Consider the following 21558-nt stretch of genomic DNA (forward strand, 5'->3'; position numbering starts at 1 on the left):
AGTTTTAAATACTCGTACTCATTTTTTTAAACAAAAGGGTGCGAGTGTTTTTACTCGGTCGCACAGCATTGAGGTCTTCCGCATATTTGTATCGAAATAATTATCAACATAAAAATTCGATATCATGAAAACTTCATTTAAATTTCTCGCAGCACTATTACTAATCAGCAACGTTTCTGTTGCACAGGACATCACCAACAAGATTGATTCAATAATAAAGGATCAACGTCAAAAAAATCCTAACGTAGGGATCAGCGTTGGTTTCATCAAAAATAATGAAGAACACTATATAGCATATGGTAAGCTGAATGCAGAAAGTCAAACTGCTATCGATAAAAATTCCGTATTCGAAATTGCATCGATCACTAAAGTCCTGACCTCAAATTTAATTGCCCAGGCGGTTCTTGATCATAAATTAAAAACAGATGATTACATCGATAACTTCCTTCCTGAAGCGTATGTATTACATGAAAACCTTAAAAACAAAATAAAGATTTCAGATCTCGCATCTCATCAGTCTGGTTTGCCTGATCTGGATTTTGCAAAGTTACTCGCAGTGGATCCTCAACAACCTATGAGTAGTGTAAATCAAGAAACACTGACTGCGATGGTCAACAATTGTACTGAGCTAAAGGACCATGGAAAATATCGTTATTCTACGATTGGATTTGTTTTGCTTGGACAGATAATGGAAAAAGTGTATGGCAAGAGTTACGATGAAATTATCAGAGCCAAAATAATAACGCCATTACGTATGAAAAATACGCTGACAAAAGATTTTAATGTAAAAAACAGGACAACTAGCCATGGCCGGAACGGCGATGTTCTGGAATTCATGAACTGGCATTTTACCGCTCCTGCCGGATTGGTAAAATCTAGTGCTGCCGACATGGTTAAGTATTTGAAAGCGGTCTTAAACAAAGATCTTGCAATTGGTAAAGCGTCGATGATCACGGAAAAAATCTACTATAAACATGAAAATAGAGAATTGGGATTAGGGATAAATATAATGACAGATGATCAGAAGACAAATTATATCAAATCGGGAGATACGATGGGACAATCTTCGATGATCGCTTACAATAGAGCTAAAAATTGGGGTCTGATCATATTATTAGACAATAACAACTCCAAATTGAGAAATACCATCTTGAATGAAATCTCTGAGTTGGCCTCGAAATAGATAGATCTTCCGGAAAAACTTCTTTACCATACGTAAAGAAGTTTTTTGTGCGTTCGATTACTGACTTATTTTCCAACTGTTTTGAACCTTTTCAGACTCATTCCGTGATGTCTTTTAAAGAATTTATTGATATGGCTTTCATCGGCAAACCCAAATTCTTCTGCGATTTCGTGAACACGCTTATCGCTAAACCGAATCCGGTGCTCTATAAGCCGGATGCGATAGGAAGAAATATAATGCTGAATACTTTCACCGCACTGATTGCGAAAATAACTACCAAGATAGGTGGGAGAGATGCCAAATTTTTCCGCGATTGAAGCAATTGTCAGGTTGCCCGGTTGCCGGATATTCGCTTGAATATAATCCAGAATCTGCAGAATACGTGCATCGGCATTAGGCGAAATATGCTCAGGTTTAACTACTGATATATTTCTTGCGGCTATGACGATGATGGCATTTACCAAATGTCGTTTCAGATCTTCATTATAAAGGTTATCGGCCACTAAAGTCTGCTGCAGGTGCTTCATCAGCGACGCTACAGATTGCTGATCATCCCGGTTCGTTAAGACAGAACCTGATAAATGAGAGGCATAATATAAGAGACATTCGATATGGTCTATACTTTTCCATTGGTATTCCCTGATGTAACTTTCCCCGAAACGGACAACCATAAATTCACAACGGCCTTCTAAATCAAAACCATGACAATCATTGGGGCTGATCAAAAACAGATCTCCGGCAGCATAAGCAATCTTGTTTTCGTTAACAGTGTGCTTTCCAGAACCGGAAATAACGTAAACCAGCTCAAAAAAATTGAACTGTCTGTCACGTAAAGGACATTCTTCCAGGTTTTCATAATATACTTCCAGTGATTGGTAGATGTTTTCTCTCGCCATACTGCAAAGATACCGAAGTAGGGCCGAAATGTACCTGTATATGGTCGTTTTGCCAGTCTATTTTTGCACAGTTCAATCAAGGAAACATACAGCAGGTTACCACTGGTAATGTGTTTCTGTTAAGATTATAAAAACAAATGAAGATGGGTAATAGGTTAAAAAAGATAGATGTAGCGCTCCTGGCGGCAATTACAAACAGTGAGTTTAGCCAGATCGATTATGAAAATCTGCTGGCTAATGATCCAGCGAAAATCAGGGATGAAGAACTAAAATTATCATTGAAAGCGCTTCCTGAAGTACCACAACAGCTGAAGGTGGAAAACATCTGGATTCCATCTGCGGATCAATCGGGAACAATTAGGTTAAGGTTATATAGACCAAAGGGAAAAGAGAATTTACCAATACTTCTGTATTTTCATGGAGGTGCATTTATATATGGAACTCCGGAACAATATGATTCCCTTTTTTTTCCGCTGGCCTTAGATATAGGGGCATTGGTCGTTTCTGTAGATTACCGCTTAGCTCCCGAACATCCATTTCCGGCAGGTATGGAAGATGGATATGACACGTTATTGTGGTTATCTGAACATGCCAGCGACCTCGGTGGAGATAAAGATAATATCCTCATCGGAGGCAGCAGTGCGGGAGCAACAATAGCTGCTGCTATTACACATATGGCAAGAGACAGGAGGGAAGTAGAAATCCGACACCAGTACCTGCTGTATCCGCCAACGAGCCATCTTTTGGAAACACGATCCATGAAAGAACTCGCAAATGCTCCGATGCAATCCAGAAAGGCGGCGGAATGGATGTGGAAATACTATCTCAACGATAAAACCGATCCATTGCCAAAATATGCGGTCCCGTTGTTGGAGCAGAATTTCAAATATCTGCCCGATGCAACGGTCATTGTATGCGAATTGGATCCCCTGAAAGACGAAGGGAAAGCCTACGCTGCAAAATTAGAGAAGGCAGGGGTTAGGGTTAATCTGATGGAGATGCCGGGAGCTGTCCATGCCTTTGACTTTTTTCCATGCCCATTATCGGATCACTTTTACAAATACCAGGTTGAATTGTTCAAACAAATTTTAAATCAGAAAAAATGAAGAAAATATTAGTCATCAACGGACATCCAGACAAAGAAAGCCTAAACCATACGATTGCGCAGTCCTATATCAGGTCTGCGATGGATGCCGGCGCTGAAGTACGATATATTGCCATTGGAGCACTCGATTTCAATCCTAACTTACAATTCGGTTATCGGCAGCGAATGGAACTGGAGCCCGATTTATTAAAAGCACTGGATGACATCCGGTGGAGTGAGCATCAGGTCTGGATTCACCCGCTTTGGTGGCTGGGGATGCCTGCAATTATGAAAGGATTTTTAGACCGGCTTTTTCTTCCGGGGCTTACTTTCAAGAGCAACAATAACGGGACAAGCGAAGGCTTATTGACCGGAAAAACCGGAAGAATTATCACCACTGCCGGGGATTTATCTATCGATGTTTATGAAGAAGTGTACCGGTCAAGCGGACTCGTTCAATTAAAAAAAGGTATTCTGGAATACTGTGGAGTTTCTTCCATAAAAAGCGATTTTATAGGACCGCTTTATGAACTTTCTGAAGAGGAGATAAAAGAATGGCTGCAAACTATAGAGACCAGTGCAAAGAATGATAGTATACGATAAAATAGGAGACTTTTTCTGATACCACCCGGGCCGGATTGCATTATGCTTAAAAAGTCATTAGTTTCTTTGATAATAACTGTCCTTATTATTATAATTTTCCCTTCATATGAATAACTTTTTGTACTATTGCGCCGTAATTGGTTCTTAACATAAAATTTCACTAGGTTAGGATTAATAGGGAATCAGGTGTAAATCCTGAACAGACCCGCTACTGTAAGTTCTATCACAACAATTGACATCTCGTTGCCACTGTTTTTTGAATAAAAATGGGAAGGCCGTCAAATTGGGAACAAGTCAGGATACCTGCCAATACATATATTTTTTAAAGCCTTCGAGGATGAGGTTTTGAATACAATTCGGACCGAAGCTCTTTTGCTTCGCGGGCCCCTCGTGGACCTATCCTTTTTGTTTTCTGATATCATCCGCCAAGCTATTTGAATTAAACATTGATGTATATCTCAAACGCATTAAAAAACGATCACGTTTTTAGCATTTATTGGCAAAATCTCTATGGGCAGCAGGAGCACCCAGGCTCTGTTCTATCGATACAACCCATTTACCCAAATAACATAAAGATTAAAATTCAGACAACCCAAAACCCAAACATGAAAAACTTGAAAGCGATCATTTTTCTAAAGCTGCTGTTCGTCGTTATACTCTTTGCGTCCTCCTGCAAAAAGGACGTACAGGTTAAACCAAGCATTACCGGGGTCAGCGAAGAGACGACCATTCTAAACATCGGCGATAAATTAACCTTGGCACCCAATATCACCAACACCAAAGGCAACAACTATATCTGGTTGGTGAATGGCAAGGAAACTGCCTCGGGTCAGCTAAATTATACTTTTCAGGCCACTGAGGCGGGAACTTTTGACGTAACATTTAAAGTAACCAATAAAGGCGGTACCGACCAGCAATCTTTCAAATTAATTGTGGAAAAGCCAATTGTGATAACACTGGCAGATCAGCTGAATGTCTCCATGTGCAACGTATTGGAGATTACACCTGCGGTTACCGGACCAGACCGTAAGGATTACGAATATGAATGGTCTATCGGAGATTCAATTATTGGTAAGAAACTAAACCTGAGCTTTATTTCCCCTGAGGCAGGCACGTTCGAGCTTACCCTTCGTGCAACCGCAGGGAAACAAAGTGTAACTTATAAGCGCAAGATCGCAGTAAAGGCCGAACAGTATCTGAAAAACGCTTACACTGTACTCGAATATGCGCCTTCACCAGGTAAAAACCACAATTGGTCAATTATAGGATCTGCGGCTAATTGGAAGTACGGAGACGAATATCCACTTGCTTACAATGACTTTCTGACGAAAGCAACCGGAATCAGAAAAGTTAATGCTAACGCCGCACTTTTTCTGGGTAGTTGGGGTGGATCTGCCACTTTTAAATTTGACCATACGGTGGCCAATGTTTCCGGTAAAACCGACTTGGAGCTGACCGCTTTTTGCTCCCTCCGTGACCAACCAGCTGTTTACGTAGCGTATGACTATAACAAAAACGGAATGCCAGACGAAAACGAATGGTATGAGCTGAAAAACGATGATTATGGGCAGGAAGATATCCCGGAATATGAAATGATCTTTACGTACAATAAAACGGAAACGGATGCCAGAAGGATATATAGCTATTTCAACTGGAAAGATAACCAACCCAACCTTGCCAACGGAGAGGTGATCACCAATAAAACTTTCACCAGTTCCATGACCACAGCAGGAGCATTCTCCAACAGGGGGTTCTTTCCGGGACTAAACGTAGCCGACAACGCTACAAAACAAGCGGTTATACTGGATGGATGGAAAACCTCTTTCTCCCGCAAAGGAAAACGCGTCAGCAGAAACCTTACCGGTGCTGCTCCGTTTTTTCAGAGTTTAAATCTAGATATCGATCTGGCTGTAAACAAAAAAGGAGAGGCCATTCAGTTGCCTGGGATCGATTTTGTAAAAGTGCAGAAGGTGATCTATCCTTTTCAACAGGATCTGAATACCGCTAATGCGATTGCAGATTACAATATGGAAGAAGGACGCATGTTACAGGTGGGTTCTATATTGGACAAACACCTCAAAAATTAAAAAAGCCGGGCAACCAAATATATACTCCAAATTAAAACTCATGAAAAAATCCCTATTTACTAAAACATTATTAGTAGCAACCATTTCTCTTGGTGTATTGGCTTCCTGTACCAAGCAGAATGATTTATCACCAGAAACAACTCCAAAGGCAAAAAGCGCGAGCGCACAACAAAACAGCCTTGCCACAAGCTATACCATCACTTTCGAAGGTATCGGGAGCAGCTATATGGCTAACAATACTTCTTACGGAGATAATGCCTACTCTTCCTGGACTGGTACTCAAATCGCACCCTATGTACATTCGCCAAGCAATTTGAAGTTTGCGATCAAAGGTGCTGGTAGCGGAACCCCGGTTGACTACTGGAACGGTGGTTTTGTGGTTTCCAATTGGAACTACAAATCAAATATTCCAGGAAAAACAGGTGATTGGTGGTACTCTTACCTCAATCAGTGCAGTGTTTACTCAGGCACGCATGGCGCTAAAAATGGTGGCTATGCTGGCAGTAGTAATTTCGCTGTTATGTTTGGTTATGTAGATTCCTATAACTCATCCTATGCTACACGTCCTAAGCTTGATTTTACTTCAGGTAGCGGAGTGGTAGAGGGCATGTACGTAACTCTTTCTTCCTATACCTATGGGGTAATCCAGAATGGCAATGCATTCGGCTCCGGAGCAGCAACACCACTTAAAGATGTCGCCGGAGGAACGGGATATTTGAAATTACTGGCTTATGGCTTTAATGGCAGCGTAGCCACAAATAACGGCGATCCGGTTGAAATTGACCTGGCAAGATACAATAATCACCTGCCTGTTGCAGGCCCTTTAACTTCCTGGACTTATTTTGACTTGTCAGACCTGGGTAATGTTACCCGTGTTGAGTTCAATATTGAAGGTAACGATTCAGGCAGTTACGGCTTGAATTCACCAGCCTATGTGTGTATCGACAATGTAAAAGTGACCTTATAATCCTATAAATAAACAACGCCCGGCTTTTTAATCGTACAGTTATCAGCTAAAGATAGCGCAAATCATAAATTGACAAAATGAATAAATCTTACAAATTTCTAATCTATCTGACCGCAATTACCGTGTTGCTAATCGCTGGTTGCAAAAAAGAAAGGGAAACAGTAGCGCCTGCACCCGGCATCTCCGGACTTGATGCGGAATATTATGTCGTGGTAAAAGAGGCCTTACTGCTTAAGCCTGCAATTGAAAACAGGGCAGATTCTTTGGTATGGTATATTAACGGTAAAAGGGTCGCCAATGCAATGGAGTACAATTTCATGGCGCCTGCAGAACCCGGCACTTATAGCCTGGTCGTTATGGCATACAATTCCGGCAACATTTTCCAAAAAGCAGTAACGATTACTACTGGCAGGTACCTAAACTTCAAGACCACAACCAATGCGATTCTGGAGCTGGAAGCATCAAAGAAATTTGAAGGTAAGAATGATCTGAAATGGGAAGTATTGTCGCCTCCCTCTGAGCGCTACCGACTGGCTGCTACAAATACTACCTCGGCGACGTTTGCAAGCGTGGATAGAGGGACTTATAAACTAAAGGTCTCTTCTGGTAATCTGGTCGATACCTTATTGATCACTGTGCGTCAACCTGAACGCCTTGCTTCAGCCTATATCGCTAAAGTATTCGATTACCTGCCGGCTCCTGGTCAGTTTGTAAACGAACTGCCAAAATACATCTCAGGTGATACCCACGAAACGATGGTTGGCAAAGCAGGAAAAGAGCTTGTGGGAGAAAATGCCAATACAATCACCCTGGGAGGCTGGGGCGGTTATGTCGTTTTAGGCTTTGACCATACGATTGTAAATGTAGCGGGAAGGCGCGATTTCCGAATTCATGGAAATGCCTTTGGTGCTGCCGCGAATCCCCGTCCGAATGCCCCTTTTGGCGGAAGCTCCGAGCCAGGGATCGTTATGGTCGCTTATGATAAAAACAAAAACGGTAAGCCAGACGAGGAGGAGTGGTATGAAATAAAGGGTAGTGGTAATTTCTCTGCCGAAAAAGAGCCATGGTATGCCATCGCCGTCGGCAAGAATAATGATGTACGGACCTTTCGCGGTTATGAAATGACCTATGATCGTCCGGAAACGGAAAGCACTGTCGGTACGCCTCAAAATAACATCAGTATCCCCAATTATATCCGCTGGGCAGACAACCAGGGTCAGCAGGGCTATAAAGTCAAGAATACTTTCCATGCTCAGAGTTATTACCCTGCCTGGCTGAAAGACAATAAAATCACTTACAAAGGTATTCGTCTGGCGAGGAATGGTATAGAAGAAAGTGGACAAGGGAGTTACTATGTACAGTATGCCTTCAGTTATGGATATGTAGATAACTATCCAAATGTGCATGACAATTCAGGTATTGATATTGAATGGGCCATTGATAAAAATGGAAATAAAGTAATACTTCCGGGCATTGACTTTGTAAAGGTTTACACCGGAGTAGACCAGGAAAATGGCTGGTTGGGAGAAGCCTCTACCGAAATCGGCAGGGGGGAAGATTTACACTTGTTAGGAACAAAAATTGGAACCGTAAATCAATAATAAGTCAGTAAAAACAAGAGGCCTGCAAATAAAATGATTGCAGGCTTCTTGTTTTTGTGTCAGGAATAAAGTTATGGTCGATTAAGGAGCTCTCTTTAATTTGTAAAACCTTGCTCTTAACAATCTAAGGAGTTCGTTCTGACTGCATTTTAGCCTGTTAGTCGTTATTCCAATTACACTTCCGTACAACTTGTAGTGGATTTTCATCCAACACCGCTTTAAGATATTCTCTTGACGATCAATATAAGAAAGTGGGTTTTTAACTTCCACATTAATGAATGTTTGTTTGCCTATTGATAACTTTTGAATTTTTACAATATCTACCCATGGAATGAACCCAATGCTAATACCACCCGAGTTGTCAAAAATTCCTTCATCATTAACCAGCAGGCCGGGTTTCCTATCTAAGATTTTTTTTACTTGGTAGAAGGCGGAGAATCCAAAAAATAATATAATAGGTATTCCCATTACAAAACCGAATAGAGGTCTTTTATTTTGACCAATAGGTGTTACAATCTCAATCCAGACTAAACTTGTGCCTGCCAAAATAAAAATAATGGATACAGCAAGCATAGAAAAGACCTTAAGTCTGTTGATTTTAATTTCTATAGGTTTGCCTGATGCCATTTTATTTCAAATATATTGTTAAATAATATAAACCTCTTAAAATTCAATTATCATGCAAACACCTCTCGACAGCTTCAACACACCTGCAATACTATAACTGCTGGATCAGATACCCTAATTAATAATTTCCCCATGATTATTGGCCAGCTTTTCACGCCATTTTTGGAGCTCCTCAGGTGCTATTCTCTCCCAATCTGTCACTTCGCCGACGATCTTCAATGGCGATTCTGACCGATAGGAGCGTGTCGGATTGCCCGGGAATTTTTTGTCTGTAACATTCGGATCATTTTCGAAACTCCCTGTCGGTTCAACGATATAAACACGTTCAGGTCCATCACTTTTTGCCAATGCAGCAGCAAGTCCCGCACCGATAACAAGGGCCGTGAAATAGATATGATTCATTTTGAGTTCAGGTTTGTAATTAGAACTGCCTCCTGCGATCAACAAATCGCCGACCTGCAAATCTGCTTTTGTACCATGATAAAAAGGACCGTTATCAGATGGGTTACCATTAAACGAAGTGGCCAATTCATAATTCTTTTTTGCCCTGCCGGGATCGCCTAATTCCTCATAGCATTTGGCAATGTTTGAATATAGAGCAGGGAAGGCACTCATCACCGAATTGTTATTTACTTTTAATGCAAACTGCAAAGCCGTTTCGAGCCATTGTAATTTGTCAGCTACATTTTTTTGAGATTTAGCTACATAATGAGCTGCAATAAATTTCTCTAAGTCGTCTGTCGCTTCCTGCCAGGCCTGAAGAAAAAGTTCACTTGCCTCTTCGGGTTTGCCGTTTTCTTCCATAGCCATACCTTGAAGGCTAAGTTTGACTACATTGTTGAATGGGTTGAATTCCATGTGCTAATTAAGGATATAAGAGATACTTTGCCCGGATCGCCTTAAACTTCTGCAATCCAGGTTCCCAGCTTTTTCTGATTTCTGCTTCGGATATGCCCGCTATTATCTGTTTTCTCAATTGATCGGTACCTATGCGCAGATCAAAAGCAGACACGTCCTGTGCTCTTCCGGGAGTAAAAAAATTGGCTTTATCCGGATAGGCATTGTATAATTCAATTAACCAGGATAAATCAATTTGACGACTCTTCCGAAGCTTGTTAATGTCGTAGTTGCGAAGGTCAAGGCCATAACAAACAGCGTCTTTGTGACGTGGGCTTTCACTCATCCCTGGAATACTTACCGGTTTGTATGAAAATGAATACTTACCTTTCAGTGCAGGGGCGCCCAATATCGTAAATGGCATATACGTTCCCCGACCTTCATTGATCGCTGTCCCTTCAAACATACATAAGCTCGGGAAAAGCATCACCGCTTGCTGTGTGTTTAAATTAGGGGAAGGATTTATCGGTAATACATAAGGCATGTCATGACCATAGTTGGCCACTTTTATAATATTTATTTTGCATTGTTTTTTCAGGTATCCTTCACCGTTAAGGTATTGTGCAAATTCCCCGATAGTCATACCATGTGTCATGGGGGTATAATGGATTCCAATGGCAGATTTAAATTTATCATCAGTCATCACTGGCCCATCTACTACATATCCGTTCGGATTAGGCCTGTCAAGAATGAGCAGCTCTTTGTTGTTTTCTGCACAGGCCTCCATCACGTACTCAAGCGTATTGATATTGGTATAATAACGGCAGCCCACATCCTGAATATCAAAGACCATAAGGTCGACATCTGCCAGCTGTGCTTTTGTTGGTTTCTCATTTTTGCCATATAAAGAGATGATTGGAATGCCGGTTTTAGCATCTTTTTCATCACCCACCACAGCTCCATTACTGGCATTGCCTCTAAAACCATGCTCAGGTCCAAACACCTTTACAATTTTAACTCCAAGACTCACTAAACTGTCTACACTGCTTTTTTTGCCAATGATAGAACTCTGATTTGCAACAAGACCAATTCGTTTTCCTTGTAGATAAGGCAAATATTTTTCAGTCTGGTCGGCACCGGTGATAATTCCAGATTTATCGGAGCTGCTTTGATTTGATAATGCCGTTTGTGCGATGCATTGAATGTTGCTGATCGCCGGAAACATTAAAAAAAGTATGGAAATAAGTCTCATCATTTTTAGAAGGTTTAATAATTTCTTTATGACCATTAGTCCGATGTTGGGTGTTTACAAGCCACAAGAGCTAAATTAGTGAATTTGGGTTAAAGTATGCAGCAATTCGACGGCAAGCGAAAAACCTTTGTTATTTCTACTGGTAAACAGGTATTGTTTTTACCTGAAAGTAGAAATAACTTTGATTAAAATCTGCCTTATGAATATTTCTAAATCTTTAAGCGCCCTGCTGAGGGCGAAAATAAACTGGCTTGTGGTTGCAGGCCTGCTGTCAGCAACTACAGTTCAGGCCCAGTCTTTTACGGTCGCGCAAAAAGCCACATTCAGTAAAGAACAAACGATGAAACTGGTAACGGCCGGAAAATCCAGTATCAAGGGTGAGGCTTTTGCCAGAGATAACTCCAATGGTCTGAAAGGCATCGCCATTCTGAATATCAATAAAAAGCAGTTTGCGCCTCCGGGTACAATTGTGATGCTGCTCCCTTTTACCGATTATTTCAAGGAATGGATGGAAGTGAGCAAAAAATACGGTAAACAGGGGAAGGTCGTAGAACTGCCTAAAGAGGCCCGTGAATGTATCCGCGTAACTCAGGTAACCGATAAACAAGGGAATTTTGAATTTAACAACCTGATGCCAGGTCAGTTTCTCCTGTATTCCAGCTTTGGATATGAGCACACCCAGCATGCGACTGAAGTAGTAGGCCGCAGAGACCGTTATGTCAACAATACTTACCAGGGCTCCTCAGATATTGAAAGACATTTTAGTTACGGCGTGAATGCAAGTGCGTATGTCGATAAGATCGTGACCATCAAAGCCGATGGGGATGTGGAACAGATCAAACTGAAGAAAACCCTGTAAGTCCTGACATGCGGTAGTCGCAAGCGGAACTATTTTTGTAGCGTATATCCACGTAAAATTACAAGATTATAATTTTCATTCGTGGATATACCTTTCTGATTAAATAAAGTGATATAAGAATACTACTTCTCCTGTATAAGCAGGCTTTGGCTGGTCTTTAATCACAAGAACAGCTTCAATGACCACTTTGGTGGTACCTCTCAAATCAGCTATAGAAATAAGTTTGGCTTTGAGTTGAACTTCGCTGTCTACCACAACAGCCTGGCCAAACTTAAAAGATTCAATCCCATAGTTTATTTCCATTTTAATATTACGAACATCTGCAATCTGCTTCCATAAATACGGAATTAGGGATAAGGTTAAATACCCGTGTGCAATGGTAGCTTTAAATGGACCTTCATTTCTTGCTTTTTCTTCATCTACATGGATCCATTGGTGGTCTAAAGTGGCATCAGCAAATTTATTAATTTGTTGCTGGTCAATTTTATGCCAGTTCGAAACGCCAAGTTCCTTACCTAAATGTGTTTTATACTCCTCGTAGTTGTTGATAATTAACATATATGTCTGCTTTTCGATTAAGAATTTTGTTTTTATACGCAAAAAAGTATTGCACATAATATAAGATTATTCCATGAGCTCTAAGCATCAATTATGCCAATTTATGACGCTGATGTAAATGTAGCTGTTTCTTTACCCTAACAAATCAGGATATGCCGCTTGGCCAGTACCTGATCGGTGAATTAAGAATTTTTTTTAACTACGTCTATCATATGATCGATATCAAACGGCTTTTCAATATAGTCATCTGCTTTGCATTCTTTAGCCTTCTCAGGTAAGTCATAAGCAGTGGAAGTCAGAACAGCTGATATATCTTCTGTTTCAGGTTCAGATTTCAATTCTTCAATGACCTCTGATCCCTTTCTTTTTCCCTTGATGTGATCATCTATAATCACGAGATCAGGTTCAATCTTGTCAATTTTTTCAATGGGCTCCGTTGTTAATGATGAAGTAACCTCAAAACCTTCCTCCGTCAATACCTGATCCATTATTTCTAAGATCTCTTTATTATCCTGAACAAGGACAACTTTTTTCTTCATAAATCCCTAATATTTTGTGTAAATATAAGAAAAGAAAAATCGAAATTTCTTTCAGCGGCTCCTCCATTTTTTATGATCAATCCTGTAAAAAACAAATTTCTATCTTTATAGACAGCATGTAAAGGTCAATTCAATGGGAAACAACGTTTCCTTAGATCGAATGGTCTATAAATCAACTGGCTAATCAGATCATCATGAAGAATTCGGGTACTGGAATTAAAAAACACACAATAGGACTTTTGAGCGCAGTATGGACTGCTATGTTGTTGACAGCTGTTACTGCCTTTGGCCAGACAACTCATTCAACATTTGATGTCCTGTATAAACAGATAAAACAAAAGAACTTTTTTAAGCTCTCTGAGCTTTTTGCCGGGACTAAGAAAAAATTACCAGTAGGGTACCAGTATTTTACAGAAGCTCTGCTCGACAATGCTTTTAACAGACCTGAAGAATCCAACCGGAAAATTTTAAAACTGGAAGCATCAAAAGCTACACTTCCGGATTCATTGATGCTTAAAATCTGGCACATTAAGGAAGACAACTGCATGAAGCAGTACGATTATGCAGGCGCAAAAAATGCAGTACAGACAGCCTTGAAAAAATATGATAAGCTGCTTACAGAAGAGGAGAAAAATGATTTAAAAAACAACCTGAAAATCTGGACTGCCCTGGAAAACGAATCCCGGCAGCGGGTTACAATTGATGGCAGTACCCGTCTGAAAATGGAAAAAGACATTGCAGGTTTAAAAAACCTGAAAGTAAATACAGGAAGAGATACCATGAACTTTATTTTTGATACCGGAGCGAATATTTCCACGGTTTCAGCTTCCACTGCCAGGCGTTTAAAAATGAAGATGATCCCTGCCGGTATAGAGGTGGATGCGGTTACGGGCGTTGGTGTCAAAGCAGATCTTGCAGTCTGCAGAAAACTGGTCCTTGGAAATATTACCGTAGAAAATGCCGTATTTCTGGTATTGGCAGACAGTGCACTCAGCTTTCCCCAAATTAACTACCAGATCAACGGCATCCTTGGATTTCCTGTTATTGAGGCTTTAAATGAAGTTCAACTAACACAGGATGATTATTTTATTGTGCCGGATACGGAAACAAAAATAAATGCAGCATCCAACATGGCAATTGACGGTCTGTCTCCGCTCATTTTCATAGATGGCAGACATTTTACTTTTGATACCGGTGCAGATCAAACGATGCTATATGCGCCTTTTTATCAGGAAAGCAAAAATGATATTGATAAACAGTACCAGCTTGTTAAAATTGGCATGGGAGGTGCAGGAGGAAAAATTGAGCATGACGGATTTAAAGTGAATCACACCTTCCATATATTTGGAAAACAGATTCCTCTTAAGAATATCAGTTTATTAAAAACTAAAATCAATAAAGAAACCGTTTACGGAAACATCGGCCAGGATGTGATTCGTCAATTTAAGAAAATGACCCTGAATTTTAACCAGATGTTCATCAAGTTCGATTGAAAATCCTCCCCACCTTAATCAGTTTTTTTCTCAGCTTATCACAACTTGTTCTCATGCAAATCAAATTCAGTAGGGAACATTGCCTTTTCTCAATTTCAACAACACATTTTGAACAGGGCTTGCAAAAATCAGTGTCACAATCAAACATACCAATCCGATCAACATGATATCATAATAATCTCTGGTAGAACGGGCAAGGATCTGTTCCTTTATCAGGTTATTAAAATAAGCATTAGAGGCTCCTTTCACGATACTTACGTCATTGCCGGTATTTAGGTAAGCATTTTGTATGTTTTGTAAAGTGCGCGACAATTGAGGATTGGTTTCGCTGACTGACTCCCTTAGTTTATCCCTAACGGCGGCTCTCGTGTATAATTGAACCTGATTGTTGATGGCCGAACTGATACAGAATCCTAAAAATCTCGCGAAGATGCCAATCAACGAAGCATTAACGGCTATTTTTGCCGGTACAGATGATGCGGCAAATGATACTATAGGCACAAACAACATACCGGTAGCAACTCCGTAGAGGAACATAGGGAAAATAAAATCTCCGGTTTCACCTGTGGTAGACACAAAGATCAGCATATAGACGTAATACAATGCCATGACCACAAATCCAGCTGTAATCATCCTCATCAGAGGCGTACCGGTTAATATCAAACGCGCAGTAACGTACATGCTCAGTGTGGTTCCCAGAATAACGACTCCCCATATGGGGATGACATGCAGCGGATCTGTTCCTAATGTCACTTCCAGATGGCTGTAGGTGAGCCCGGTAGCTCCTTTAAATATATAAAAGGCTAAGAGCAGCAACAGACCCACTACAAAATTTCCAGACTTAAAAACCTGCAGATTAATTAAAGGGCGTTTAAACTTTATTTCCCTGCCAACAAAAAGGAATAACAATAAAATATCTGATCCAGTCAGCAATACAACTACCGGGCTGTCTAACCAATTCAGCTGTTGCCCGTACACGAGAATGTATCCCGTGATCAGACAGATTAGGATATAAAACAGATATCCAACCCAATCTACCTGATAAAGTGGGATCTTTTTATAAAAGCGGGATTTTGAATTCATCGTCATTAATACGGCGAAAACCACCAGCAGGATCATGATAATCACGCCATAAAAAAGCCAGTTAAAGTCAAAAAAATGAAGTATTGTACTGCAATAAATCGCATAAAAAGGAATTGAAATCTGTAGTCCGCCATAAAAGACCGTATAACCGATTACCCTGGCACGTGATGTCTGTAAACGTGGAAACACCAGGTTTAATACGATGCTACAGATAAGGGCACAAACAATGCCCTGTACAAATCCACAGGTCAGGAAAAGTGCCCAGTCTTTAGTGTAAAAACAGATCAGGGAGCTAACAATATTTAACGCGAGCCCTGTCAACAAGTACCTCCTCGAGGTAAAATACTTGATCATACGGAAATCCAGTGCGAGAAAAGCGACTGCGGAAGCGTAGGTGAGAACCATCGCATATTGTACATCCGTTGGTTCAACACCATAATAACCGGCCATGCTGAGTGGTCTGCTATATAACGCGAAGCTGAACAAAGAGGAGAGGAGTATCGAAAATATCACGGTCCTTGCCAGCCATTCCGGTACCCACTGTTCAAAGATGGGGATGTGATGTGCTTGCATACTAGTTTTTTAAGATGTAAACGTTGGCATTCATTCCGGCAGAAAGTTTTGACAGCTTGTCTTTGGTATCTGTTAATTTGATCCTTACCGGAATACGCTGTATCACTTTTACAAAATTTCCGGTAGCATTATCTGGTGGCAAGAGCGAGTATCTTGATCCCGTGGTGGAGGACAGCGATTCTATAAGGCCAGAAAAATGCTGACCGGGAAATGCATCTACTTCAACGTTCACTTTCTGACCGGCTTTAAAATCTCCGATCTGCGTTTCCTTAAAATTTGCAACTACCCATTTGTCTTCCGTTTGGTTGGTAAGGAATGTTAAAGTTTGTCCGGCCTGAATCAATTGTCCTTCCTGAATCGTCTTCCTGCCCAGCTGCCCGTCAAAAGGTGCGGTAATCACGGTATAGGTCATGTCTAAATCCTCTCTTTCCAATAGTGCTTCTTTGATTTTAATCTCTGCATTGATGGCAGATCTTTCGGCTTTAATATCCTTCAGTTTAGATTCTGCCACACTTATGGATGCTGCTGATTCTGCATAGTCTGATTTATTGATCAGCAGTGCAGTATGTACGTTTTCGAATTTTTGCGGGGTTGTTGATTCTTCTGCTAAAAGCTGTTTATACCGTTCATATTCCCTTTGCTGCTGGTCCAGTTTTGCCCTGAAGCCCGACATCCGGGCCTTACTGACTTCAATGTTTTTCAACTGGGTTTCCTCACCGGCACTTAAGATATTCAGCTTGGCCCTTGCTGCGCTGAGCGCTGCAAGAGCTGCCTTTTTTTTCAACCCATATTCGTCTGGCTCAATCTGTACAAGGGTATCGCCCTTTCGTACTTTCTGGTTGTCCTGGTAATAAATTTTACTGATGTAGCCACCCACTTTTGCATTTATGGGCGACAAATAAGCGTCAACCTGCGCGTCATTTGTTTGTTCGTAATGATACCCTTTCCAGAAATATAGGCCTGCCCATAGGATAATGCCTGCCAGTAATAATATCCCAAACCATTGGGTTACCCTGACCACGATTTTGTCTGTTGTATTTTTATTCATAAAAATGATATTAAAGTATCCCTGTGATAACCAATAGTTTGATATGGCTCAGTTTTAAGTTGACTTTAGCTGATGTGAGCGCTAATTTTGCTTCGAGTAAAACATTTTCCGCATCCAGCAGGTCTGTTAACAGAGATTCCTGATTCAAATAACTGTTCCTGATTACCCGTACCGTTTCAGTGCTCTGTTTGATGTTTTCTTTCGCATTCTCCACGCTTTCCAAAGCTTGTTGCCGTTGCAAAAAAGCTGTTTTAACCTGAATGGTGATTTCATCTTTTTTAATGTTGGCCCGTTCTTTTTCCTGATCATTCAGGTTACGGGCATGCGCAATTGTATGTTTACTTTTGTACAGATTGTCAAGAGAGAACATCAATTTTATACCGGTTTGTCCGTAGCCCCAGAGGTCATTGGAATAGGGGTAAAACGATACCTGAGGATAAGTGTAGTTATAACGGGAATAAAGCGCAATCTTTGGCAACAAGCTTGCTTTCACTTGTTTGATGCTGAGCTCAGTCAACCTGATGTCACTATTGGTTATTTTATAGTCTGGCGATTTATGGAGGGCTACGGCTACATAATCTTCATATGCAGTGTATTTTTCATCGTTTAAACTCAGCATCTCCTGATCATTAATGGCTAGCGGGTCTTCGCTTTGCCGTCCCATATAGACATTGAGCCGCTGACGGGCAAGCTGGATTTTTTTCTCTACGTCCGAATAGCTTAACTTCAATTGCGACAGTTTTACAGCTGTTCTTAAAACATCACTTTTCAATACGATCCCATTCCGGTTAAGGGTTTCAATGGTTAGAAGTTGTTTTTTCTCGGTCGCAATTTCAGCTGAAATGAAATCCTGGAACTGCAAAAACTTATACAGGTCGTAATAAGCAGTGGCAATCGCGTATTTTAGGTGATCGCGCTGTAGTTCAAATTCATGCTGATTCCGCAGTTCTTCTTCCTGCTTCATTTTTACATTTCTTTTGTCTCTCCCTCCGTTATAGATATTGAAATCCAGGTTGTATCCAAAGCCATATCCATATTTAGATACAGGGACGTTTTGAGGGGAAGAAAATAACCCGTCGTTGTAAATGAGCATTTTCGAGTTAAGCGCGTAATTCCCCATTACCGAGAGTTCCGGCAGATGTTTGTCTTTTGCCTCAAGAAGAGTAAGGTGACTTTCTTTAAGACTCAGGTCGGCGAGTTGTAACTGCCTGTTCTGAGATGCTGCTATTTTCCATACATTATCCAGACTGAGGGTAAGAGGGGCTGTCTTTTCCTGCGCGTTAGTGTTCCCGGAGATTGAAAAAACCAGGACTGATAGCAGGAACATAAATTGATGTCGTTTCATATTCAAATACTTTGTCGGACTTATCCGATGATAGATCCTGTTGTCCTGATCATCCATTCGCTGAATAATATCATGTCTTCATTTGTTGACTGATTTTTTCTACCCCGTACATCCGGGCCTGACCGCCGTAGATATTTTCCTCTGAATTTTGCGGCTTTCGCAACCATTGCATGGAATAGTTGCATTATGCCATCTGTTATCATGCTGTTTTTTCTGGTATGTATCATTAATGTTCTATTTTGTATCATGCAAAACTATCCGGTTAGCCATAAAGAGGTTTTATATAATTAGCCTAAAATTTGTTAATTTTGGCCACATGGAGTCCTTAACAGAACTTGCCACAATTGTGGATCATTTTCCGGAATCGGTTTTGGTCATACGGCAACAGACAGAGCAGCAGCTACCCGCACATGCGCATGATAAAGGACAGCTGCTGCTGGTATTTGGGGGAATAGCTTACCTTCAGACCGCAGAGAAAGATTTTTATATCCCATCCAATCATTACATCTGGATTCCCAAACAGTATTCCCATAACCTGATGTTCAATGCTCAGGACTTATATATCATAAATATCTATTTTCCAAGTACAGACGATCATGGTTTTTACGATGAATTAGGAATATACCCTGTAAGTAAGCTTTTGTTCGAAATGCTGTCATTTGGCGAAAAGTGGCATGGTGATTTTTTTGCCGGTTCCTGGGAGTATGAATTTTTAAACACCTTAAAAAGCTTGCTTCCAAAGGAAAACCTGAGAAAGTTTTCAATTCAGCTTCCTACCACCGATCACCAACGATTGAACGATATCACAGCAGACTTGCGGCAGAGAATAAATGAACCGCTCATGCTGGAAGATATCGCAAAGAAGTTTGGCATCAGCGTCAGGAGCCTGACAAGATTGTTCCAGAATAAATTACACCTGTCATTTATTCAATATCTGAAAATGGTCAGGATTATCCATGCAATGGAATTACTAAAAGACACAGATTTAACGGTTACAGAGATCGCTTACGGTGTGGGGTATTCCAATATATCAGCTTTCAGCAATACATTTTTTCAGCTGACCAATATGCGGCCAACTGAGTTTAGATCGATGTTGCAATAAAATAAGTTAAGCCATTAAATTTGACGCTTTTATTTATGCTTTAGTTCAAAACTATTAAAAATGCCCTGTTCTGACGCCTTGCCGCGAACCACAATGCCAGCCCGGTAACCCATTCCCCAGGGAACATACCTGGCCGCATCAAAATCCAATGCGTGAAATTCTGTCCAGTCTGATGCCCCATCTTTATAATAGAATGTGATTCGTTTTCCTCCATCACCAATATTCATTTTTAATTTTGCCGGGCCCGGCAATGGCTTATTTAATTGCTTCAATACCGCATACTTTCCTTCTAAATTACTAAACACAGTATAACCTTTAGGAGTAGCTGTGATGCCAATTCCACCAGGCTCACCCGGCCATTTGCTTTTAAATATGGCACCAGTCAGGCAAATTCCTGCCGAAGCAGAAACAGGTTCAATCTCCGCAATAATGTCAAAATCTACTGATTTAATGTATTGTCCTAAAAATGTACCCAGATCATGATGATCAGCAGATGCAGATAGCCTTAAGCCATTTTCAAACGTCATGGCGGGCCTTTGCTGTTTAGAGGGCCATTGCCAGACGAGGTTTAACTTTTTATCTTTTTTGAAATCGTCAAAAAAGTCAAGGTCTGCCAGGGGTCTGTTCGCTATGGTGGCGTTCCTCAGCACCGGCCATCCGTCTGCGCCCTGTTTTAATTCTTCTATAATGCCTTCCCGGCCAACAAATACATCGTAGTTTTTATTGAAAGCATGGTAAAGCATAAACAACCGGTTGTCGGACGACTGGACCACAGTACCGTGACCAGGACAGTTCCACCTGTCATTACTTACCATAATCGGGTTTTTATCATACTTCTCCCAAATTCCATTTGCCAGATCTTTAGTCCTGGCAATCCCGGTTTTATAATTGCACTGTGCATCACAGCAACCCCCGACTGAATAAAGGCTGTAGATATAATCTCCCATTCTGAAAAAGCAGGCGCCTTCTACCAGCGCTGTTTCCCAAGGCTGACTGTTCGTATACACTTTCTTTTTCTGTCCCAATAACCTGGTACGGCTTTCATTGATTTCCTGCATCCATATCCAGCTTTCTTTTCCGCAACCGTTGCCATCGTTTTTCCAAAAGGCATATATTTTCCCCTTGTCCTGCAATTCAAAAGCATCTATAGCGCCGCAATCGTCTTCAATAATCACCGGTCCATTGTCTGTAAATTTCCCCGATTCAATCTGATCCACATCAATCCAGGCGACACCACATTGCAGACCGGCATTTCCTTTAACATCACGATGATGCGCAGTATAATAGGCGTAAATGCGGTTTTGCTTCGCATCATAAGCGAGCTCAGATGCCCAGAAATTATTTTCCCCCCATTGGTTCTTCATATCCTTGAATCCCTCAGGGAATACATGATTGACCAATTCCCAGTCTTTTAGGTTAGTCGATTTATAAATGGTAAAATAGGGCGCCCATTCGTTTGTGGTAGAAGTGGCATAATATATTTTCCCCACACGTATGATGGAGGGATCGGGATTATCGCCGGGTAAAGCCGGATTTACAAGAGGGCTGTCTACCGTATTTGTGATTGCTTCCTTTTTTTTTACACGACAGGAGCAGAGCGTTAAAAAGAATAAAAGATATAATAGTCTGGCGTTCATACGTATTCATTACTGCAAATCAATTGCTTTCATCGTGTCGATAAAACTAGATAATGCCTTTCGAACGTCCGTCTCAATTTGTTGTCGATTCATCTCAAAAAAGAAGGAGGGAGGGAATCGGTAAACATCCCGCAAACTGAGACAAATCGACAATAAATTGAACATTTTTTATAACCTGCATTTG

General features: G+C 40.9%; 18 protein-coding genes, 1 pseudogene and 1 riboswitch. Of the genes and pseudogenes, 9 read left to right on the forward strand and 10 right to left on the reverse strand.

Going from position 1 to position 21558, the window contains the following annotated elements:
* The first annotated feature begins 124 nt into the window (after positions 1–124).
* A complete protein-coding gene (locus AAFF35_RS13845; protein ID WP_342333108.1) occupies positions 125–1183 on the forward strand; it encodes a serine hydrolase domain-containing protein in 1059 nt (352 codons plus the stop codon).
* A 65-nt stretch (positions 1184–1248) separates the two neighbouring features.
* On the opposite strand, the gene AAFF35_RS13850 is transcribed toward AAFF35_RS13845, so the two are convergent.
* Positions 1249–2079 carry an AraC family transcriptional regulator gene (locus AAFF35_RS13850; RefSeq protein WP_342333109.1) on the reverse strand — a complete coding sequence of 277 codons (831 nt, stop codon included), beginning with the start codon at positions 2077–2079 and terminating at the stop codon, positions 1249–1251.
* A 143-nt stretch (positions 2080–2222) separates the two neighbouring features.
* Here AAFF35_RS13850 and AAFF35_RS13855 point away from each other — a divergent pair, with 143 nt between their 5' ends.
* The 5 genes from AAFF35_RS13855 to AAFF35_RS13875 all read left to right on the forward strand — a co-directional run bounded on the left by AAFF35_RS13855 (position 2223) and on the right by AAFF35_RS13875 (position 8421).
* A complete protein-coding gene (locus AAFF35_RS13855) occupies positions 2223–3185 on the forward strand; it encodes an alpha/beta hydrolase fold domain-containing protein (RefSeq protein WP_342333110.1) in 963 nt (320 codons plus the stop codon).
* Positions 3182–3766 (forward strand): NAD(P)H-dependent oxidoreductase, encoded by a 585-nt coding sequence (locus tag AAFF35_RS13860; RefSeq protein WP_342333111.1) that lies wholly within the window; start codon positions 3182–3184, stop codon positions 3764–3766. Before AAFF35_RS13855 ends, AAFF35_RS13860 begins: the two co-directional genes overlap by 4 nt.
* Positions 3767–3887: 121 nt before the next feature.
* Positions 3888–4092, forward strand: a riboswitch (cobalamin riboswitch).
* A 279-nt stretch (positions 4093–4371) separates the two neighbouring features.
* Complete coding sequence (locus AAFF35_RS13865) at positions 4372–5853, forward strand: PKD-like domain-containing protein (protein WP_342333112.1); 1482 nt, start codon at positions 4372–4374, stop codon at positions 5851–5853.
* 40 nt (positions 5854–5893) lie between these two features.
* Complete coding sequence (locus AAFF35_RS13870; protein WP_342333113.1) at positions 5894–6820, forward strand: DUF4465 domain-containing protein; 927 nt, start codon at positions 5894–5896, stop codon at positions 6818–6820.
* Between the two features lie 77 nt (positions 6821–6897).
* On the forward strand, positions 6898–8421 hold the full coding sequence (locus AAFF35_RS13875) for a hypothetical protein (protein WP_342333114.1): 1524 nt from the start codon (positions 6898–6900) through the stop codon (positions 8419–8421).
* Positions 8422–8502: 81 nt separating this feature from the next.
* Here AAFF35_RS13875 and AAFF35_RS13880 read toward each other — a convergent pair whose 3' ends face one another.
* The 3 genes and pseudogenes from AAFF35_RS13880 to AAFF35_RS13890 form a co-directional block, all read right to left on the reverse strand.
* Positions 8503–9048, reverse strand: a complete 546-nt coding sequence (locus tag AAFF35_RS13880) for an STM3941 family protein (protein WP_342333115.1) — start codon at positions 9046–9048, stop codon at positions 8503–8505.
* 186 nt (positions 9049–9234) lie between these two features.
* Positions 9235–9576, reverse strand: a pseudogene (gene arr / locus AAFF35_RS13885) (NAD(+)--rifampin ADP-ribosyltransferase); the annotation flags it as partial.
* 337 nt (positions 9577–9913) lie between these two features.
* Entirely contained in the window at positions 9914–11140 is a 1227-nt protein-coding gene (locus AAFF35_RS13890; RefSeq protein WP_342333116.1) for a DUF1343 domain-containing protein, read from the reverse strand.
* Positions 11141–11336: 196 nt separating this feature from the next.
* Between AAFF35_RS13890 and AAFF35_RS13895 the strand changes: the two genes are divergently transcribed.
* Positions 11337–11996, forward strand: coding sequence for a hypothetical protein (locus tag AAFF35_RS13895; protein WP_342333117.1), 660 nt, complete (start codon positions 11337–11339; stop codon positions 11994–11996).
* Between the two features lie 99 nt (positions 11997–12095).
* Here the strand turns inward: AAFF35_RS13895 and AAFF35_RS13900 are convergent, their stop codons facing one another.
* Positions 12096–12554, reverse strand: a complete 459-nt coding sequence (locus AAFF35_RS13900; RefSeq protein WP_342333118.1) for a MaoC family dehydratase — start codon at positions 12552–12554, stop codon at positions 12096–12098.
* A 182-nt stretch (positions 12555–12736) separates the two neighbouring features.
* Entirely contained in the window at positions 12737–13093 is a 357-nt protein-coding gene (locus tag AAFF35_RS13905; RefSeq protein WP_342333119.1) for a response regulator, read from the reverse strand.
* Between the two features lie 194 nt (positions 13094–13287).
* Between AAFF35_RS13905 and AAFF35_RS13910 the strand changes: the two genes are divergently transcribed.
* Entirely contained in the window at positions 13288–14586 is a 1299-nt protein-coding gene (locus AAFF35_RS13910) for a retropepsin-like aspartic protease (protein ID WP_342333120.1), read from the forward strand.
* Positions 14587–14652: 66 nt separating this feature from the next.
* Here the strand turns inward: AAFF35_RS13910 and AAFF35_RS13915 are convergent, their stop codons facing one another.
* From AAFF35_RS13915 to AAFF35_RS13925, 3 genes are read right to left on the reverse strand one after another with little or no spacing between them, the layout of a single operon-like run.
* Positions 14653–16242: an MFS transporter gene (locus AAFF35_RS13915; protein WP_342333121.1), complete on the reverse strand. Its 1590-nt coding sequence runs from the start codon at positions 16240–16242 to the stop codon at positions 14653–14655.
* Between the two features lies 1 nt (position 16243).
* Positions 16244–17290, reverse strand: a complete 1047-nt coding sequence (locus tag AAFF35_RS13920) for an HlyD family secretion protein (protein WP_342333122.1) — start codon at positions 17288–17290, stop codon at positions 16244–16246.
* Positions 17291–17300: 10 nt separating this feature from the next.
* A complete protein-coding gene (locus AAFF35_RS13925) occupies positions 17301–18635 on the reverse strand; it encodes a TolC family protein (RefSeq protein WP_342333123.1) in 1335 nt (444 codons plus the stop codon).
* A gap of 316 nt (positions 18636–18951) precedes the next feature.
* Here AAFF35_RS13925 and AAFF35_RS13930 point away from each other — a divergent pair, with 316 nt between their 5' ends.
* Positions 18952–19737 carry an AraC family transcriptional regulator gene (locus AAFF35_RS13930; protein ID WP_342333124.1) on the forward strand — a complete coding sequence of 262 codons (786 nt, stop codon included), beginning with the start codon at positions 18952–18954 and terminating at the stop codon, positions 19735–19737.
* Positions 19738–19766: 29 nt separating this feature from the next.
* On the opposite strand, the gene AAFF35_RS13935 is transcribed toward AAFF35_RS13930, so the two are convergent.
* Positions 19767–21374: a glycoside hydrolase family 43 protein gene (locus AAFF35_RS13935; protein WP_342333125.1), complete on the reverse strand. Its 1608-nt coding sequence runs from the start codon at positions 21372–21374 to the stop codon at positions 19767–19769.
* Positions 21375–21558: the final 184 nt, after the last annotated feature.

The organism is Pedobacter sp. FW305-3-2-15-E-R2A2 (assembly GCF_038446955.1).
Lineage (GTDB): Bacteria > Bacteroidota > Bacteroidia > Sphingobacteriales > Sphingobacteriaceae > Pedobacter.